The organism is Micromonospora solifontis, assembly GCF_003725545.1.
In the GTDB taxonomy this organism is placed as follows: Bacteria; Actinomycetota; Actinomycetes; order Mycobacteriales; family Micromonosporaceae; genus Micromonospora; species Micromonospora solifontis.
Window position 1 is genome coordinate 32,096 of sequence record NZ_RJLN01000007.1, and the last position, 13,944, is coordinate 46,039.

At 74.8% G+C, this 13,944-nt stretch carries 17 protein-coding genes and 1 riboswitch; of the genes, 8 read left to right on the plus strand and 9 right to left on the minus strand.

The window, feature by feature from the left end; translation table 11 throughout:
- Positions 1-6: 6 nt before the first annotated feature.
- Positions 7-855, minus strand: a complete 849-nt coding sequence (locus EFE23_RS04105) for a DUF3152 domain-containing protein (protein ID WP_233600854.1) — start codon at positions 853-855, stop codon at positions 7-9.
- A 217-nt stretch (positions 856-1,072) separates the two neighbouring features.
- Here EFE23_RS04105 and EFE23_RS04110 point away from each other — a divergent pair, with 217 nt between their 5' ends.
- The 4 genes from EFE23_RS04110 (at position 1,073) to EFE23_RS04125 (ending at position 4,696) form a co-directional block, all read left to right on the plus strand.
- Positions 1,073-2,278 (plus strand): DUF2786 domain-containing protein, encoded by a 1,206-nt coding sequence (locus tag EFE23_RS04110; protein ID WP_123239527.1) that lies wholly within the window; start codon positions 1,073-1,075, stop codon positions 2,276-2,278.
- Positions 2,279-2,379: 101 nt separating this feature from the next.
- On the plus strand, positions 2,380-2,742 hold the full coding sequence (locus tag EFE23_RS04115; RefSeq protein ID WP_204334897.1) for a YciI family protein: 363 nt from the start codon (positions 2,380-2,382) through the stop codon (positions 2,740-2,742).
- Positions 2,739-3,983, plus strand: a complete 1,245-nt coding sequence (locus tag EFE23_RS04120) for an RNA polymerase sigma factor (protein ID WP_123239529.1) — start codon at positions 2,739-2,741, stop codon at positions 3,981-3,983. Before EFE23_RS04115 ends, EFE23_RS04120 begins: the two co-directional genes overlap by 4 nt.
- Positions 3,984-4,012: 29 nt before the next feature.
- Positions 4,013-4,696 (plus strand): dihydrofolate reductase family protein, encoded by a 684-nt coding sequence (locus EFE23_RS04125; protein WP_123239530.1) that lies wholly within the window; start codon positions 4,013-4,015, stop codon positions 4,694-4,696.
- On the opposite strand, the gene EFE23_RS04130 is transcribed toward EFE23_RS04125, so the two are convergent.
- From EFE23_RS04130 to EFE23_RS04150, 5 genes are all read right to left on the minus strand, one after another.
- Positions 4,641-5,132: a hypothetical protein gene (locus EFE23_RS04130; RefSeq protein WP_123239531.1), complete on the minus strand. Its 492-nt coding sequence runs from the start codon at positions 5,130-5,132 to the stop codon at positions 4,641-4,643. The two genes, EFE23_RS04125 and EFE23_RS04130, sit on opposite strands and share 56 nt — an antisense overlap.
- Positions 5,133-5,337: 205 nt before the next feature.
- Positions 5,338-5,511 carry a CsbD family protein gene (locus EFE23_RS04135; protein ID WP_123239599.1) on the minus strand — a complete coding sequence of 58 codons (174 nt, stop codon included), beginning with the start codon at positions 5,509-5,511 and terminating at the stop codon, positions 5,338-5,340.
- A gap of 132 nt (positions 5,512-5,643) precedes the next feature.
- The gene (locus tag EFE23_RS04140; protein ID WP_123239532.1) at positions 5,644-7,899 is read right to left on the minus strand and encodes a heavy metal translocating P-type ATPase; all 2,256 of its coding nucleotides are present in this window, start codon (positions 7,897-7,899) and stop codon (positions 5,644-5,646) included.
- 14 nt (positions 7,900-7,913) lie between these two features.
- Positions 7,914-8,888, minus strand: coding sequence for a DUF8832 domain-containing protein (locus tag EFE23_RS04145; protein ID WP_123239533.1), 975 nt, complete (start codon positions 8,886-8,888; stop codon positions 7,914-7,916).
- Between the two features lie 35 nt (positions 8,889-8,923).
- Complete coding sequence (locus EFE23_RS04150; protein WP_123239534.1) at positions 8,924-9,133, minus strand: heavy-metal-associated domain-containing protein; 210 nt, start codon at positions 9,131-9,133, stop codon at positions 8,924-8,926.
- A 152-nt stretch (positions 9,134-9,285) separates the two neighbouring features.
- Between EFE23_RS04150 and EFE23_RS04155 the strand changes: the two genes are divergently transcribed.
- Positions 9,286-9,585: a metal-sensitive transcriptional regulator gene (locus EFE23_RS04155; RefSeq protein WP_123239535.1), complete on the plus strand. Its 300-nt coding sequence runs from the start codon at positions 9,286-9,288 to the stop codon at positions 9,583-9,585.
- A 20-nt stretch (positions 9,586-9,605) separates the two neighbouring features.
- Positions 9,606-9,944: an SHOCT domain-containing protein gene (locus EFE23_RS28740; protein WP_233600855.1), complete on the plus strand. Its 339-nt coding sequence runs from the start codon at positions 9,606-9,608 to the stop codon at positions 9,942-9,944.
- Between the two features lie 55 nt (positions 9,945-9,999).
- Here the strand turns inward: EFE23_RS28740 and EFE23_RS04165 are convergent, their stop codons facing one another.
- Entirely contained in the window at positions 10,000-10,635 is a 636-nt protein-coding gene (locus EFE23_RS04165) for a DUF305 domain-containing protein (protein ID WP_123239536.1), read from the minus strand.
- An 84-nt stretch (positions 10,636-10,719) separates the two neighbouring features.
- Complete coding sequence (locus EFE23_RS04170) at positions 10,720-11,175, minus strand: DUF6153 family protein (RefSeq protein ID WP_123239537.1); 456 nt, start codon at positions 11,173-11,175, stop codon at positions 10,720-10,722.
- Between the two features lie 276 nt (positions 11,176-11,451).
- A riboswitch (cyclic di-AMP (ydaO/yuaA leader) is annotated at positions 11,452-11,582 on the plus strand.
- A 4-nt stretch (positions 11,583-11,586) separates the two neighbouring features.
- Between EFE23_RS04170 and EFE23_RS04175 the strand changes: the two genes are divergently transcribed.
- A complete protein-coding gene (locus tag EFE23_RS04175; protein WP_123239538.1) occupies positions 11,587-12,603 on the plus strand; it encodes a coiled-coil domain-containing protein in 1,017 nt (338 codons plus the stop codon).
- 68 nt (positions 12,604-12,671) lie between these two features.
- Here the strand turns inward: EFE23_RS04175 and EFE23_RS04180 are convergent, their stop codons facing one another.
- Positions 12,672-13,349 carry a carbonic anhydrase gene (locus EFE23_RS04180; RefSeq protein WP_123239539.1) on the minus strand — a complete coding sequence of 226 codons (678 nt, stop codon included), beginning with the start codon at positions 13,347-13,349 and terminating at the stop codon, positions 12,672-12,674.
- 217 nt (positions 13,350-13,566) lie between these two features.
- On the opposite strand from EFE23_RS04180, the gene EFE23_RS04185 reads away from it, so the two are divergent.
- Positions 13,567-13,893: a helix-turn-helix transcriptional regulator gene (locus tag EFE23_RS04185; RefSeq protein ID WP_123239540.1), complete on the plus strand. Its 327-nt coding sequence runs from the start codon at positions 13,567-13,569 to the stop codon at positions 13,891-13,893.
- The last annotated feature ends 51 nt before the right edge of the window (positions 13,894-13,944 follow it).

The following is a 13,944-nucleotide window of genomic DNA, read 5'->3' on the forward strand; positions in this document are numbered from 1 at the left end:
CAGTATTCACCCGTCCCCGGCGGGTGGGTCCTCGGCGGGGATCGGGTCGTCGTACTGGCCGGACGGGCCGCTGAGCAGTGCGCCGTCCACCTCCGGCCACGCGTTCGGCGTGCAGCCGTGCAGGTTGAGGGTCTGCTGGAGCATCACCGGGGCCGGGCCGCCGGCCCGGGGGCAGAGTTCGTGCCCCCGGCCCAGCCGGTGACCGACCTCGTGGTTGAGCAGGTACCGCCGGTAGTCGGCCAGATCCGGGAAGTGCGGCACGCCGTGCACCCAGCGGGCCACGTTGATCACCACCTGGTCGCCGTTGCGACAGGAGGTGTAGTGGTCGGCGGGGTCGGCGCAGAGCCGGCCCCGGGTCACCGGCGTGGTCAGCAGCACACTGAAATCGGCCCGATCGTCCCTGCCGACCCGTTGCAGCCGCCACTCGCCGCCCCCGGTCCAGCCGCGCGGATCGGCCAGGATCACCGCCACCTCCCGGGCGAAGCGCTCGACGTCGACGTTGCCGATGCCCTGCTCGACGGCCACCCGGTAGCGGAGCAGCCGGCCGCCGCGCCCGGCCACGGCACCGAGCGCGGTGGCGGTGCGGAAGGTGCCCGTACCCCCGGCCGGGTAGGTGATCGCGCCGGCGGCCCGGCCGTTCGTCGGGACGACCGGCCGGTCCGTGGGCGGTGCCGGGCGCGCGGTGGCCGCCCGGGCGCCCGGTGCCGCCGGCCGGTCGGGGGCGGCCCGCCGGGCGGCGTACGCGCCACCGACCGCCACGCCGACCGCCACCACGAGCGCCAGCAACGTCGCCGTGCCGGCGCGGGACGCCCGACGCCGGTGCAGCCCCCCGTCCCGTCTCCCACGCCCGCCCACCACGTTCTCCGTCCGTCGCCCCGCCCCGATTCCACCGAGGAGTACGGACCCCGTCCCCGCCCGGTTGAACCGTGACCCCACTCACCGGCCGCCGACCGGCCGCCGCCGGTACCGTCGGTGCGGGTTGCGGCATCTCGCGGTGTCCCGGCACCGAATCAGCCCGCCCCGCCGCAAGCCGCGCCGGGCCTGGGGGACGACGAATTCGAGGAGGGCGGCCGTGTCGGAGGCTGAGCGGCTGCTCGCCGATGCCCTCGCGGCGGCGCGCGGCGCCGACGTACGGGCGGCCGAACGGGCGCTGGACCGGCTGGTGGTCGGCGACCCGGCGGCGGTGGACGCGGCGCTGCTGACCCGACTGGTCCGCGCCCTGGGGCGGCTCTGGCCGCGCGGCTGGCAGCCGGTCGACCTGGACCGGATCGCCACCCGGCGGTTGGCGCCCCGGGGCGCCCGGCTGCTCCGGGACGTGCTGGCCGCCCAACGCCGGGCGCAGCCCGGTCCGGTCCCCCCGTGGTTCGACGACCAGCTCACCGAGCTGGCGGCCGGGTGGGACGCCGACCTCGGCTGGCTGGACCGCCGGTCTGGGGGCGACCGGATCACCGCCCTGCGGGACGCGGTGGACGCGCTCGGGCTGGTCGAGGGGCTGCCGCCGATCGCCCTGCTCCGCCCGCCGCCCGGCGCCACCACGACCACCCCGCGCGCCGCCGCCTCGGCCACCGGCTCGCGGATGCTCGACCGGGTACGCGCGCTGCTGGCCAAGGCCGAGTCGACCACCTTCCCGGCCGAGGCCGAGGCGCTGACCGGGAAGGCCCAGGAGCTGATGGCCCGGCACAGCATCGACGCGGCGCTGCTCGACGCCGCCGCCGAGCGGCCCGACCGGCCCAGCGGGGTGCGGCTGGGCACCGACGCACCGTACGCGGCGGCCAAGGCGCTGCTCGTCCAGGAGGTGGCGGCGGCGAACCGCTGCGAGTCGGTCTGGTCCGACGACCTGGGCTTCGCCACCGTGCTCGGCTTCCCCGCCGACCTGGCCGCGGTGGAACTGCTGCACACCTCGCTGCTGGTCCAGGCGACCGCCGCGATGCTGCGCGGGCGGGGCGAGCGCCGGGCCGGCAGCGGCCGGCGGACCAAGGGCTACGACGAGTCCTTCCTCAACGCGTTCGCGCTGCGGATCGGGGAGCGGCTGCGGGCGGCCACCGCGGCGGAGGAACGGGTGGCGGCCGAGGAGCGGGGCGACGACCGGCTGCTCCCGGTGCTCGCCGCCCGCTCGGACGCCGTGCGGGAGCGGGTCGACCAGCTCTTCCCGGGCGTGACCCGGCACCGCCTCCAGGTGCGGGACGCCGAGGGCTGGACCTCGGGCACCTCGGCCGCCGACCGGGCCTCGCTCGACGTCGGCGCGCCGGCACGCCGCGCGGTACGCCGCGGTCGCTGATTTTTTCGGGGAAGATGTCGGTTCGGGCGGCCCGGCTCCGACCCGTCTGCGAGAGGCGCCACCGCCGGTGGCCCGGACCCGAGGAGTGGACCGTGAAGTACATGCTGCTGATCTGGAACCGGCCCGGCTTCGTGGAGGAGCTGTCCGAGGAGGAGCGAAACGCGATCTTCGGCGACGTCGACCGGATCATGAAGGAGCTGACCGAGTCCGGGGAGCTGGTGGGCGGCGACGCCCTGGCCCACCCGTCGCAGACCCGTACCGTCCGGCCGGGTGCCGGCGGCCGGGCGGAGATCACCGACGGGCCGTTCGTGGAGAGCAAGGAGCAGTTCGCCGGCTACCTGATGATCGACTGCGAGACCCCGGAGCGGGCCGCCGAGATCGGCGCGAGCTGGCCGGACGTGGCGCGCGGAGTGGGCGTGCTGGAGGTGCGGCCGGTGATGGAGCAGGCCGGGACGGAGATGTGACGTCGCCGGTCGTCGAGGACCTGCTGCGCACGCTCGCGCCGCAGGTCCTCGGCGTGCTGGTGCGCCGGCACGGCCAGTTCTACGCCTGCGAGGACGCCGTCCAGGAGGCGCTGCTCGCCGCCGCGACCCAGTGGCCGGCGCAGGGCGTCCCCGACCACCCCCGCTCGTGGCTGGTCACCGTGGCGACCCGCCGGCTCACCGACGAGTGGCGCAGCGAGCGGGCCCGCCGGGACCGCGAGGTCGCGGTGGCGGTCCGCGAGCCGGCGTACGCGGCGGTCGCGCCGCCCGCCGACGAGGAGCCACCGGCGGCGGACGACACGCTGAAGCTGCTCTTCCTCTGCTGCCACCCGGCGCTCGGGGTATCCGCCCAGGTGGCCCTGACGCTGCGCGCGGTGGGTGGCCTGAGCACGGCGGAGATCGCCCGCGCGTACCTGGTGCCGGAGGCGACGATGAGCCAGCGGATCCGCCGGGCCAAGCAGCGGATCGAGGCGGCCGGGGCCCGGTTCGTCCTGCCCTCGGCGGCCGACCGGGACGAGCGGCTCGGTGCCGTGCTGCACGTGCTCTACCTGGTCTTCAACGAAGGGTACGCCGCCTCCAGCGGCGGCGAGCTGCACCGGGCCGAGCTGACCGGGGAGGCGATCCGGCTGGCCCGGGAGCTGCACCGGCTGCTCCCGGACGACGGCGAGGTGGCCGGGCTGCTCGCGCTGACGCTGCTCACCGACGCCCACCGGGCCGCCCGCACCGGCCCGGGCGGGGAGCTGATCCCGCTGTCCGAGCAGGACCGTGGCCGCTGGGACCGGGCGGAGATCGAGGAGGGCGTGGCCCTGGTGGCCGCGGCGCTGACCTGGTCGCCGCCCGGCCCGTACCAGGTGCAGGCGGCGATCGCCGCGGTGCACGCGGAGGCGCCGTCGGCGGCCGAGACGGACTGGCCGCAGATCGTCGCGCTCTACCGGGTGCTGGCCCGGCTCGCGCCGAACCCGATGGTCACCCTCAACCAGGCCGCCGCGGTGGCCATGGTGGACGGCCCCCGGGCCGGGCTGGCCCTGCTGGCGCCGCTGGACGCCGACGAGCGCGTCGCCGGGCACCACCGGCTCGCCGCCGTCCGGGCGCACCTGCTGGAGCTGGCCGGCGACCGGGACGCCGCGCGGGCCGCGTACCTGGCCGCCGCCCGGGCCACCACCAGCCTGCCCGAGCAGCGTTATCTGGAGGTACGCGCCGCCCGGCTGGCCGCCGAGCGGTGAGTTTTCCCGACCCCGGGAGTCCACCGGACATGACACAGGTGACCGGTCAGATCTCGGTGTCGCTGGACGGGTACGTCGCCGCGCCGGGACAGAGCAAGCAGGATCCGCTGGGCCGAGGCGGCCTGCGGTTGCACGAGTGGCTCTTCGCCGCCGACAGACGGCGGGAGCAGCACGGGCTCGACGGTGCGCAGCGCGACGTCGACGCCGCGATCGTCGACGAGCTGACCGCCGGCGTCGGCGCGTACGTGATGGGCCGCCGGATGTTCGGCGGCGGCGAGGGTGCCTGGGACCTGGGTTGGACCGGCTGGTGGGGGGACGATCCGCCCTGGCACGTCCCGGTGTTCGTGCTGACCCACCACCCGCGCGAGTCAGTGGTGATGCGGGGCGGCACCGAGTACCACTTCGTCACCGACGGCATCGAGGCGGCGCTGAAACTGGCGCGGGCCGCCGCGGGCGACCGGGACGTCGCGGTGGCGGGCGGGGGAAGCGCGACCCGGCAGTACCTCGCCGCCGGGCTGCTCGACACGCTCTGGCTGCACGTGGTGCCGATCGTCCTGGGCGGCGGCACCCCCCTCTTCGACGGGCCGCTCGACGGGATCACCCTGGAGCCGGCGCGGGTGGTGCCCGCACCGGCCGTCACCCATGTGCAATACCGGATCAGGCCCGGCACTCCCGGGTCAGGCGCTGCGGGATCGCCACGAACGTCGAGCTGAGCCACTTCACCGGGCTGGCCGACTTCGCGCCGGCGTCGATCTTCTGCGCGGTCTCGGTGACCAGTGCCTTGATCTCCGGGTCCGCGGCCTTGGCGGCCTGCCCGCGTACGTCGTCGGCCAGGTCGGCCAGGTCGGCCTTGACCTGCGCGTTGATCTGCTCCGGGGTGAGCTGCTTCCGGGCCGCCGCCGCCGAGTCGGCGGCGATCTCCCGGCTCTTGGCGATGATCAGCTTGTCCACCTCGGCGCAGACCGCGGCGGTGTTCGCCGCGGTCGGCGGCTCGGCGGTGGTCGGGCCGGGCTCGGCGGAGGTGACGCTCGGCGCGGCCGTCGGGCTGCCCACCGGGGCCGCGCTGTCCTCCCCGGTGGACTGGCAGGCCCCGGCGAGGGCGGTCAGGGTCACCAGGGTGGCGGCGCGGAGCGCGCTGGTGGTGGACATCCTTCTCCCCGTACGGGTCGTCGGCCGTCGGTCACGGCCGGTGGTCGGCCGGGGCTTCCTCGCGGTGCCGCCACCCGCGCCCCGACGGATCGGGTGGCGTCGGACCGAGTGTGCCAAGCGCGCGGCGCGGCCGCCGCACCGGCGGTCCGCGCGCAGCGCGCCGGGCCGGCGAGGTGCCGGCCCGGCGACGCGGTATGGCCGTACGTCAGCTCTTGAAGGCGTCCTTGACCTTCTCGCCGGCCTGCTTGAGGTTGGCCTCGGTCTGGTCGGTACGGCCCTCGGCCTCGAGGCGCTCGTTGTCGGTCGCCCGGCCGACGCCCTCCTTCACCTTGCCGGCGGTGTTCTCGGTCGCGTTGCCGATCTTGTCGTCGTAACCCATCGGAACCTCCACTCAGCAGTACATCCTGACGATGTGGAGGTACCCCGCCGGCCGGCGACTCAACCCACCGCCGCTCACCGAGGGTGAACGCACGCCCCGGACGGACCGGGACGGCGGCCGGGGGCGGCGGCTTCAGCCGACCGGCCGGAAGCCCCGCAGCCGGAGGCTGTTCGCCACCACGAAGACCGAGGAGAACGCCATCGCGGCTCCGGCGATCATCGGGTTGAGCAGGCCGGCGGCGGCCAGCGGCAGGGCGGCCACGTTGTAGGCGAAGGCCCAGAACAGGTTGCCCTTGATGATGCCCAGCGTGCGCCGGGAGAGCCGGATGGCGTCCACCGCCGCCATCAGGTCGCCGCGCACCAGGGTCAGGTCGGATGCCTCGATCGCCACGTCGGTGCCGGTGCCCATGGCCAGTCCGAGGTCGGCCTGGGCCAGCGCGGCGGCGTCGTTGACCCCGTCGCCGACCATGGCCACCGTCCGCCCCTCGCCCTGGAGGCGCTTCACCGCGTCCACCTTGTCGGCGGGGAGCACCTCGGCGATCACCTGGTCGATGCCGACCTCGGCGCCCACCGCCCGCGCGACGGTGGCGTTGTCGCCGGTGAGCAGCACCGGGGTCAGCCCGAGTTCGCGCAGCCGGGCGACCGCCGCCCGGCTGGTCGGCTTCACCACGTCGGCCACCGCGAGCACCCCGCGGGCCCGGCCGTCCCAGCCGGCCAGGACCGCCGTCCGCCCGGCGGCCTCCGCGTCGGTCGCCGCCCGCGCGATCTCCTCGGGTACGTCGAGACCCCGCTCCCGCAGCAGCCGGAGCCGCCCGACGACCAGGTCCCGGCCGTCGACCGACCCGGTGACGCCGAGCCCTTCCGCGTTGGCGAAGCCGTCGACGGCCGGCAGCGGGCCCCGCTCGGCGGCACCGTCGGTGATCGCCCGGGCGATCGGGTGCTCGGAGGCCGCCTCCAGCGCCCCGGCCAGCCGGAGCAGCTCGTCGGCGTCCTGGCCAACCGCCGGGAGCACGTCGACCAGGGTCATCCGGCCGGTGGTGACGGTGCCGGTCTTGTCCAGCACCACGGTGTCGACCTGGCGGGTCGACTCCAGCATCTCCGGCCCCTTGATCAGGATGCCGAGCTGGGCGCCCCGACCGGTGCCGACCAGCAGTGCGGTCGGCGTGGCCAGGCCGAGGGCGCACGGGCAGGCGATGATCAGCACGGCCACCGCGGCGGTGAACGCGGCGGTCGTCCCCGCCCCGGTGCCGAGCCACCAGCCCAGCGTGCCGGCGGCCAGGGCGATCACGATCGGCACGAAGACCCCGGAGATCCGGTCGGCGAGCCGCTGCACCGCCGCCTTCCCGGTCTGCGCCTGCTCCACCAGCTTCGCCATCTGGGCGAGCTGGGTGTCCCCGCCGATCCGGGTGGCCCGGACGACCAGCCGTCCGCCGGCGTTGACGGTCGCGCCGACCACGGTGTCGCCCGGGCCGACCTCGACCGGTACCGACTCGCCGGTGAGCATGCTGGCGTCGACCGCCGAGGTGCCGTCCTCGACCACGCCGTCGGTGGCGACCTTCTCGCCGGGGCGGACCACGAACCGGTCCCCGGCCACGAGCTGGTCCACCGGGATCCGGGTCTCCCGGTCGCCGCGCAGCACCGCGACGTCCTTGGCGCCCAGTTCGAGCAGGGCCCGCAGGGCGGCGCCGGCGGTCCGCTTGGCGCGGGCCTCGAAGTAGCGGCCGGCGAGGATGAAGACCGTCACCCCGGCCGCCGCCTCCAGGTAGATGTTGCCGGCGCCGTCGGTGCGGGTGATGTCGAAGCGGAACGGGTGGGTCATCCCGGGCATCCCGGCGTCGCCGAGGAAGAGCGCCCAGAGCGACCAGCCGAACGCGGCGAGGGTGCCGAGCGACACCAGGGTGTCCATGGTGGCCGCGCCGTGCCGCAGGTTGATCCAGGCGGCCCGGTGGAACGGCAGCCCGCCGTAGACCACCACCGGGGCGGCCAGGGTCAGCGACAACCACTGCCAGTAGTCGAACTGCCAGGCCGGAACCATGGCCAGCAGGATCACCGGCACCGCCAGGGCCACCGACACCCACAGCCGGGTGCGCAGGCCGCGCAGTTCGTCCACCGGTCCGGCGGTCGCCTCGGCCGCCGCCTGCGCGGGCGGCGGCGGCACCACCGCCGTGTAGCCGGTCTTCTCCACGGTGGCGATCAGGTCCGCCGGGGTGACGTCCTCGGCGTACCGGACGGTGGCCTTCTCGGTGGCGTAGTTGACCGTCGCCTCGACGCCGTCCATCCGGTTGAGCTTCTTCTCGATCCGGGCGGCGCAGGAGGCGCAGGTCATGCCGCCGATCGCGAGTTCGATCCGATTCGGCGCGACCGGCAACGACTTCGCGGTCGAGGTCATCGCGGCACCTCCTGTCAGCTGTGTCCGTGACCCGGCGTGCCGTGGTCGGCGTCCGGGGTCGGTGCGGTGGTGGGGGCCGGCGCGGCCGGCGGCGGGACGTCGCCCGCCAGCACGGTGAACTCCGCGGTGTGCACCGCGTCGCCGTGCCGGAAGTCGAGGTAGAGCCGGTACGCCCCGGCGGAGGGCACCTCGGCTGCGAAGCTGACCGCCGGTCCGGCCGGGGTCCGCCCGTCACCGGGCGCGCCCTCCGGGTGCACGTGCAGGTACGCCAGGTCGCCCTGGCGCAGCGCCACCAGGTGCCCGTACGCCCCGAGGTAGGGCTGCAGGTCGGTGACCGGCCGCCCGTCCCGGCTGACGGTCAGGGTGAGCCGGCTGGACCGGCCGGGCTGCGGGGCGCCGGTCAGCGTGACGGTGTAGCCGTCGACGGTGGTGCTGGTGGCGGGCGCCGGCAGCGGCCGCTCGGCGAGCGCGCCGGGGACGGTGACGTCGACCCCGAGGGTCAGCGGCTCCGCGCCGGTCGGCGTGAAGTCGGCGAACGCCCGCCAGACGCCCGGACCGGCGAGCGGCGAGGCGACCCGCCAGGTGCCGTCGGCGGTCAGCTCGGGATGGACGTGCCGGAAGCCGGACAGGTCGCGGCGGGCGACGATCAGGTGCATGCGCTTGTCGTGCGCCACGTCGAAGCGGGTGACCGGCCGGCCGTCCGGGCCGCTGATCCGGAAGGCGAACTCGCCGGCCGGGGCGGTCACCGGTTGCAGGGTGTAGCCGCGGTCGGAGACGAGCAGCCCGCCGGGCAGGTGGGCGGCGGCGTCGCCGCTCGCGTGGCCGTCGCCGTGACCGGCGTCGGCGAGGTCGTGGCCGGGTGCGGTGGCGTCGTGGCGGGTCTCGGCGGCGGGGGCGACGGGGCCGGCCAGATGACCGACCCCGTACGCCGCGCCGAACACCGCCGTGAGGCCGAGGGCGAAGCCGCTCAGCTTCGTCGCCGTGTTCATCGTGATACCTCGGTTCCTTCGGGTCCTCGGACCCGTCACGCCCCGACGAGGTCGTAACCGGCCTCGTCCACGGCGGCGCGGACGGCGTCCGTGTCCAACGGGCTCTCGCTGGTGACGGTGACCTGGCCGGAGGCCAGGTCGACCTGCACGTCGGTGACGCCCGCGAGGGCGCCCACCTCGGTGCTGACCGAGTTGACGCAGTGCCCGCAGGTCATGCCCTGCACCTGGTAGGTGGTGGTGACCATCGCTACTCCCTTCCTGCCGCCCCCATCCTATACCCCCCAGGGGTAAGAAGAGGAGAGACGGCTGCCACTCTCGGCGCCGCCAATACCGGGTGGGGGTATCGGCGACAGAGCGACCGTACCATACCCCCAAGGGGTACGCTATCCTGGATTTCATGACCGCGCCGACGACCCCGACCCGGGGCTACACCGCCAGCAAGGACCAGCTGCTCGCGCGGCTCCGCCGTATCGAGGGCCAGGTCCGCGGCATCGAGAAGATGGTCGAGGACGACCGCTACTGCATCGACGTGCTGACCCAGATCTCCGCCATCCAGGCCGCCCTGGACAAGGTCGGCCTCGGCCTGCTCGACGGGCATGCCCGGCACTGCATGCGCGAGGGGGCCGCCGAGGGCCGCGCCGACGAGATGGCGACCGAGATGATGGCCGCCGTCGGCCGGCTGATGAAGCGGGGCTGACCGGGACCTCCGGCCCCCGGATGGGGCCCACCGACCCGGCCCGGACCGGCCGCCGACGGCGTACGTTCGAGGTGGCGACCGGGGCCGGCGCCACCCTCGCGCCGGACCGGCCGACCCTCGGGTACGGACGGGAGGGCGGCCAGATGATGTGGAACGGCCCGATGATGGGCTGGATGTGGATCTGGTCCCTGCTGGGGCTGGTGGTGCTCGTCGGGCTGGTGTGGCTGGTGTTCCGGCTCACCGAACGGGACCGCGCCGGCAACGCCCCCTCCTCGGCCCGGCGCATCCTCGACGAGCGGTACGCCCGCGGCGAGATCGACGAGGAGGAGTACCGCCGCCGCCGCGCCGGCCTGGCGTGACGCCCCACGCCGGGTACCCGGGGCGCGCACGCCCCGGGCCCCGGCGCACCCTGGCTCAGAGCCGGTCGAGCATCTTCCGCATGGTGTCGATCTCACCCTGCTGAGCGGCGACGATCCGCTGGGCCAGCGCCTTGGCGTCCGGGTTGGCGCCCTGGGCCAACTCGTCCTTCGCCATGGTGATCGCGCCCTCGTGGTGGGCGATCATCATGGTCAGGAACTGCCGGTCGAAGTCCGTGCCGGACGCTGCGGCGAGCTTCGTCATGTCGGCGTCGGACATCATCCCGGGCATGCCGTGATCCATCTCCGGCATGCCGTGCCCGGCGCTCGCCGACGGGACCGGCCGGCCCCAGGCGGTGAGCCAGCCCGACATGGTGGTGATCTCCGGCGCCTGAGCACCCTTGATCTGCGCGGCGAGCCTCTTCAGCTCGGGATCGGCGGCCCGGCTCTCGGCCAGCTCCGCCATCTGCACGGCCTGCTGGTGGTGCGGGATCATCATCTGGGCGAACATCACGTCCGCGTCCCCGAACGAGGCCGAGGCCCCGGGCGCGGGCGTGCCGGTGCCGCCCATTCCCGGCACGTCCCGGCCGGAGCCGGACGTCGAGTGGTCGCCGCCACAGGCGGCGAGGACGAGGGCGGCGGTGACGGTCGCGCCGGCCAGGGCGGCCCGGCGCGCGAGGGTACGAGTGAACACGTGGAGAACCTTTCGGTGTCGGAACGTACGCAGCGGGCGGGGAAGTGGGCCACCAGCGCTCCGGTGAACCCACGTCGGCCGCTCCTATCTGCGCAGCACCGACGCCGTGGCGAGGCGCAGGCCGTACGGCCGGATCGGCGGCGCCCGCGGCCCGACGGTGAGCCGGAGCCGACCCGACACGGTCGCGCCGACGGTCCGCGACCCGGCCCCGAGCAGCACGGCGACCAGCAGCGCGACGGCGAACGCGCCGAGCACCGCCAGGCAGACGTCCCACCCGGACGGATGGCCACCCACGTCGCCGAGCGGCAGGGCGCGCACGTGGCAGGCGTCACCTGGACAGGCCGAAGCCATCGGGGCGAGGGCCGAGAGTGCCGCCGGCTCGACGGCGGCCGAATGATGGCCGGTCCCGTGCCGCGTCCCGTGGTCGGCCGGGGGGTGCGCGCCGTGGCCCAGGGTGTGCATCGCGGTCAGCCCGGCCAGGGTGCAGAGCAGCAACAGGAACTGGACCCACCGTCCGGTCACCGCCGCCAACGCCGCCACGGCAACCACCGTAGCGGGCAACGACGGGCGACCCGGGAGGAACCGCTGGGCTCGTCCCGCGTCGGCCGCGCCGGCTCCGGGTACGGCACGGAGCGGAGGCGAACACGGAGCCCGCATCGCGACACTCCGCAGCGTGACGACGAATTCCAAACGCGACGCTGGTCACGCAGGGCGACGACGAAATAGGGCTTCTGGTCGGCTTCCGGACGTAGATCCCTGGACGGAGTCTCAGGTAACCTCGCTGCCGGTTACCGCCAAAGGCGCGCAGCGGCGCCAGCGGTGCCACCGCCCAATCGCCCACGGGCGAGCCGGGGAACCAGGTACCTGGGGTGAATCCGCGCCAGCGGTAGGGGCCACTTCCGTCCCGAACCCGGCAGCTAACCCGGTCGGCGGTCGACGGAAGGGAAGACTGTGACGGCACCCCTGCGCCGCTGGTTGACACCCGTGGTGGCCGCACTGGCCGCGTGCGCCATCGTCGCCGGCCCCACCCCGGCGCTGGCCGCGCCGAGCAACCCCGCACCCGCGGAACACGAGGAGGACGGCGACCTCCTCATCACCGACGCCATCGCCCAGGCGAACAAGAACTACCTCCAGGCCAAGACCAAGCTGGAGAAGTCGAAGAAGCGCCAGCTCCAGCTGGCCCTGGAGGTCCGCGCGGCGCAGCAGGAACTCGACGCGCTGAGCCCGCAGGTCACCGCCATCGCGGCCCAGTCCTACCGGACCGGCCGGTTGGGTGCGCTGACCATGCTGCTGGAGAGCAACACTCCCGACTCGTTCGTCCGCCGGGCCGCCGCCCTGGACGAGCTGAACATGGTGAACGCGCAGAAGCTCGCCGAGGTCAACGCGGCGAAGAACCGCGCCGAGCAGGCCAAGCTCGCGCTCGACGCCGAGGTGCGCGAGCAGACGAAGTACACCAACGTGATGGCCCGCGAGAAGGCCGAGACGGAGAAGGCGCTGAAGCTGGTCGGCGGCCTGGGCTTCACCGGCGGCCTGGTCGCGGCCACCTCCCCGGTCGCCCGGATCGGCCCCGGCCGGACGGCCGACGGCGACTGGAGGCCGGAGTCGTGCAGCGAGAACGACCCGACCACCTCCGGCTGCATCACCCCGCGCACCTTGCACGCGTACAAGGAGGTCAAGCGGGCCGGCTTCAACCGCTTCGTGGGCTGTTACCGACCCGGCGGGCCGTGGGAGCACCCGAAGGGCCGGGCCTGCGACTGGTCGCTGCAGAAGAGCGGCTTCTCCCCCTGGCACAACAACGACATGCGGATGTACGGCAACAACGTCGCCGCGTTCCTCATCCGCAACGCCGACCGGCTGGGCATCTACTACGTGATCTGGAACCGGCAGATCTGGTTCCCGGCGACCGGCTGGAAGTCGTACAGCGGGCCCTCCAACCACACCGACCACGTGCACATGTCGCTTCTCTAGCGACCCCGTGACGCCGGCAGGGGCCGTCCCGCAGTCGCGGGACGGCCCCTGTCGCGTCGCGGGTCCGGTCAGCCGGCCACGGCGGTGGGCGCCTGGTCGGCGGCCGGGGCCGGGCCGGGCAGCGTGGCCGCCGTCGCACCTGCCGGCACCTCGGCCACCGTCCGCACCTCACCCGCGCTGAGCCGGTACGACATGCCGACCACCCCGCACCGCCCGGCCGACACCAGTTCGGCGAGTACGGCGGAGCGGGCCAGCATGGCCTCCACGGTCTGCGCGATGTGGATGTCGACGATGCCGTTGACGTCCTCGACGCCCTCCCGGCCGGCCCGCAGCAGGCTCGGGGCGACGGCGTCCACCAGCGCGCCCAGGTGCCCGGCCGGGGCGGTGCGGGTACGCACCGATTCGCGGGCGGCCTGGACCGCGCCGCAGGAGTCGTGGCCGAGCACCACGATCAGCGGGGTGCCGAGGACGGTGACCGCGTACTCGACGCTGCCGAGCACCTCGGGTCCGACGGTGTGGCCGGCGGTGCGGACCACGAAGAGGTCGCCGAGGCCGCGGTCGAAGATGATCTCGGCGGCGAGCCGGGAGTCGGAGCAGCCGACGATCACCGCGAACGGGTGCTGGCCGTCGGCGACGACGGCCCGGTGGTCGGCGTCCTGATTGGGATGGCGCGGCACGCCGGTGACGAACCGGCGGTTACCGGCGTACAGCTCCGCGAGCGCCTGTTCCGGAGTGATGGGCGTCAATTCAGTGCCCTCCAAATCACCTGGTCGACCCGGCCGGCGGCGGAGGCGGCCTCGCCGACCACGGTCACACGCAGCGGAAGGCGCGTCAAGGTTTACGCGAAGCGCGTTTCGTGCGTTGAACCACACTTGACGGCGGCCCGCCGGCGGGGTCGGTCCACGCCCCCGGCACGGCTCCGGGACCGGGCCAGGGCGGGCGCGGGCCGCGCCGGGCCATACCATGACCACCATGGCGACGACAGCGGGCGGGAACGGGAGCCCCCGGAACTGGACCTTCCTCACCAACCACGGGCACGTGCTGCTGGCGATCGCGCGCAACCCCACCGCCCGGCTGCGGGACGTGGCCGACGAGGTGGGGGTGACCGAGCGGGCCGCCCAGGCGATCGTCGCGGACCTGGAGGCCGGCGGGTACCTGCGGCGCACCCGGGTGGGCCGGCGCAACCAGTACACGATCAACCCGAGCGGCCACTTCCGCCACCCGGCCGAGGCCGACCAGCAGGTCGGCGCCCTGCTGGCGCTCTTCACCAGCGGGCCCGCGGAGGGCTGACGCCGCTCACCGCGCCCGTCACCGCACGCGGAGCCCGACGGCGGTAGTCTC

What these genes read in the sequence shown, in the direction of transcription:
- EFE23_RS04115 (WP_204334897.1), top strand. Translation starts at nt 2,380, where the DNA reads ATGCTGCTGATCTGGAACCGGCCCGGCTTCGTGGAGGAGCTGTCCGAG.
- EFE23_RS04125 (WP_123239530.1), top strand. Translation starts at nt 4,013, where the DNA reads ATGACACAGGTGACCGGTCAGATCTCGGTGTCGCTGGACGGGTACGTC.
- EFE23_RS04130 (WP_123239531.1), bottom strand. Translation starts at nt 5,132, where the DNA reads ATGTCCACCACCAGCGCGCTCCGCGCCGCCACCCTGGTGACCCTGACC.
- EFE23_RS04135 (WP_123239599.1), bottom strand. Translation starts at nt 5,511, where the DNA reads ATGGGTTACGACGACAAGATCGGCAACGCGACCGAGAACACCGCCGGC.
- EFE23_RS04140 (WP_123239532.1), bottom strand. Translation starts at nt 7,899, where the DNA reads ATGACCTCGACCGCGAAGTCGTTGCCGGTCGCGCCGAATCGGATCGAA.
- EFE23_RS04145 (WP_123239533.1), bottom strand. Translation starts at nt 8,888, where the DNA reads ATGAACACGGCGACGAAGCTGAGCGGCTTCGCCCTCGGCCTCACGGCG.
- EFE23_RS04150 (WP_123239534.1), bottom strand. Translation starts at nt 9,133, where the DNA reads ATGGTCACCACCACCTACCAGGTGCAGGGCATGACCTGCGGGCACTGC.
- EFE23_RS04155 (WP_123239535.1), top strand. Translation starts at nt 9,286, where the DNA reads ATGACCGCGCCGACGACCCCGACCCGGGGCTACACCGCCAGCAAGGAC.
- EFE23_RS28740 (WP_233600855.1), top strand. Translation starts at nt 9,606, where the DNA reads ATGGGGCCCACCGACCCGGCCCGGACCGGCCGCCGACGGCGTACGTTC.
- EFE23_RS04185 (WP_123239540.1), top strand. Translation starts at nt 13,567, where the DNA reads ATGACCACCATGGCGACGACAGCGGGCGGGAACGGGAGCCCCCGGAAC.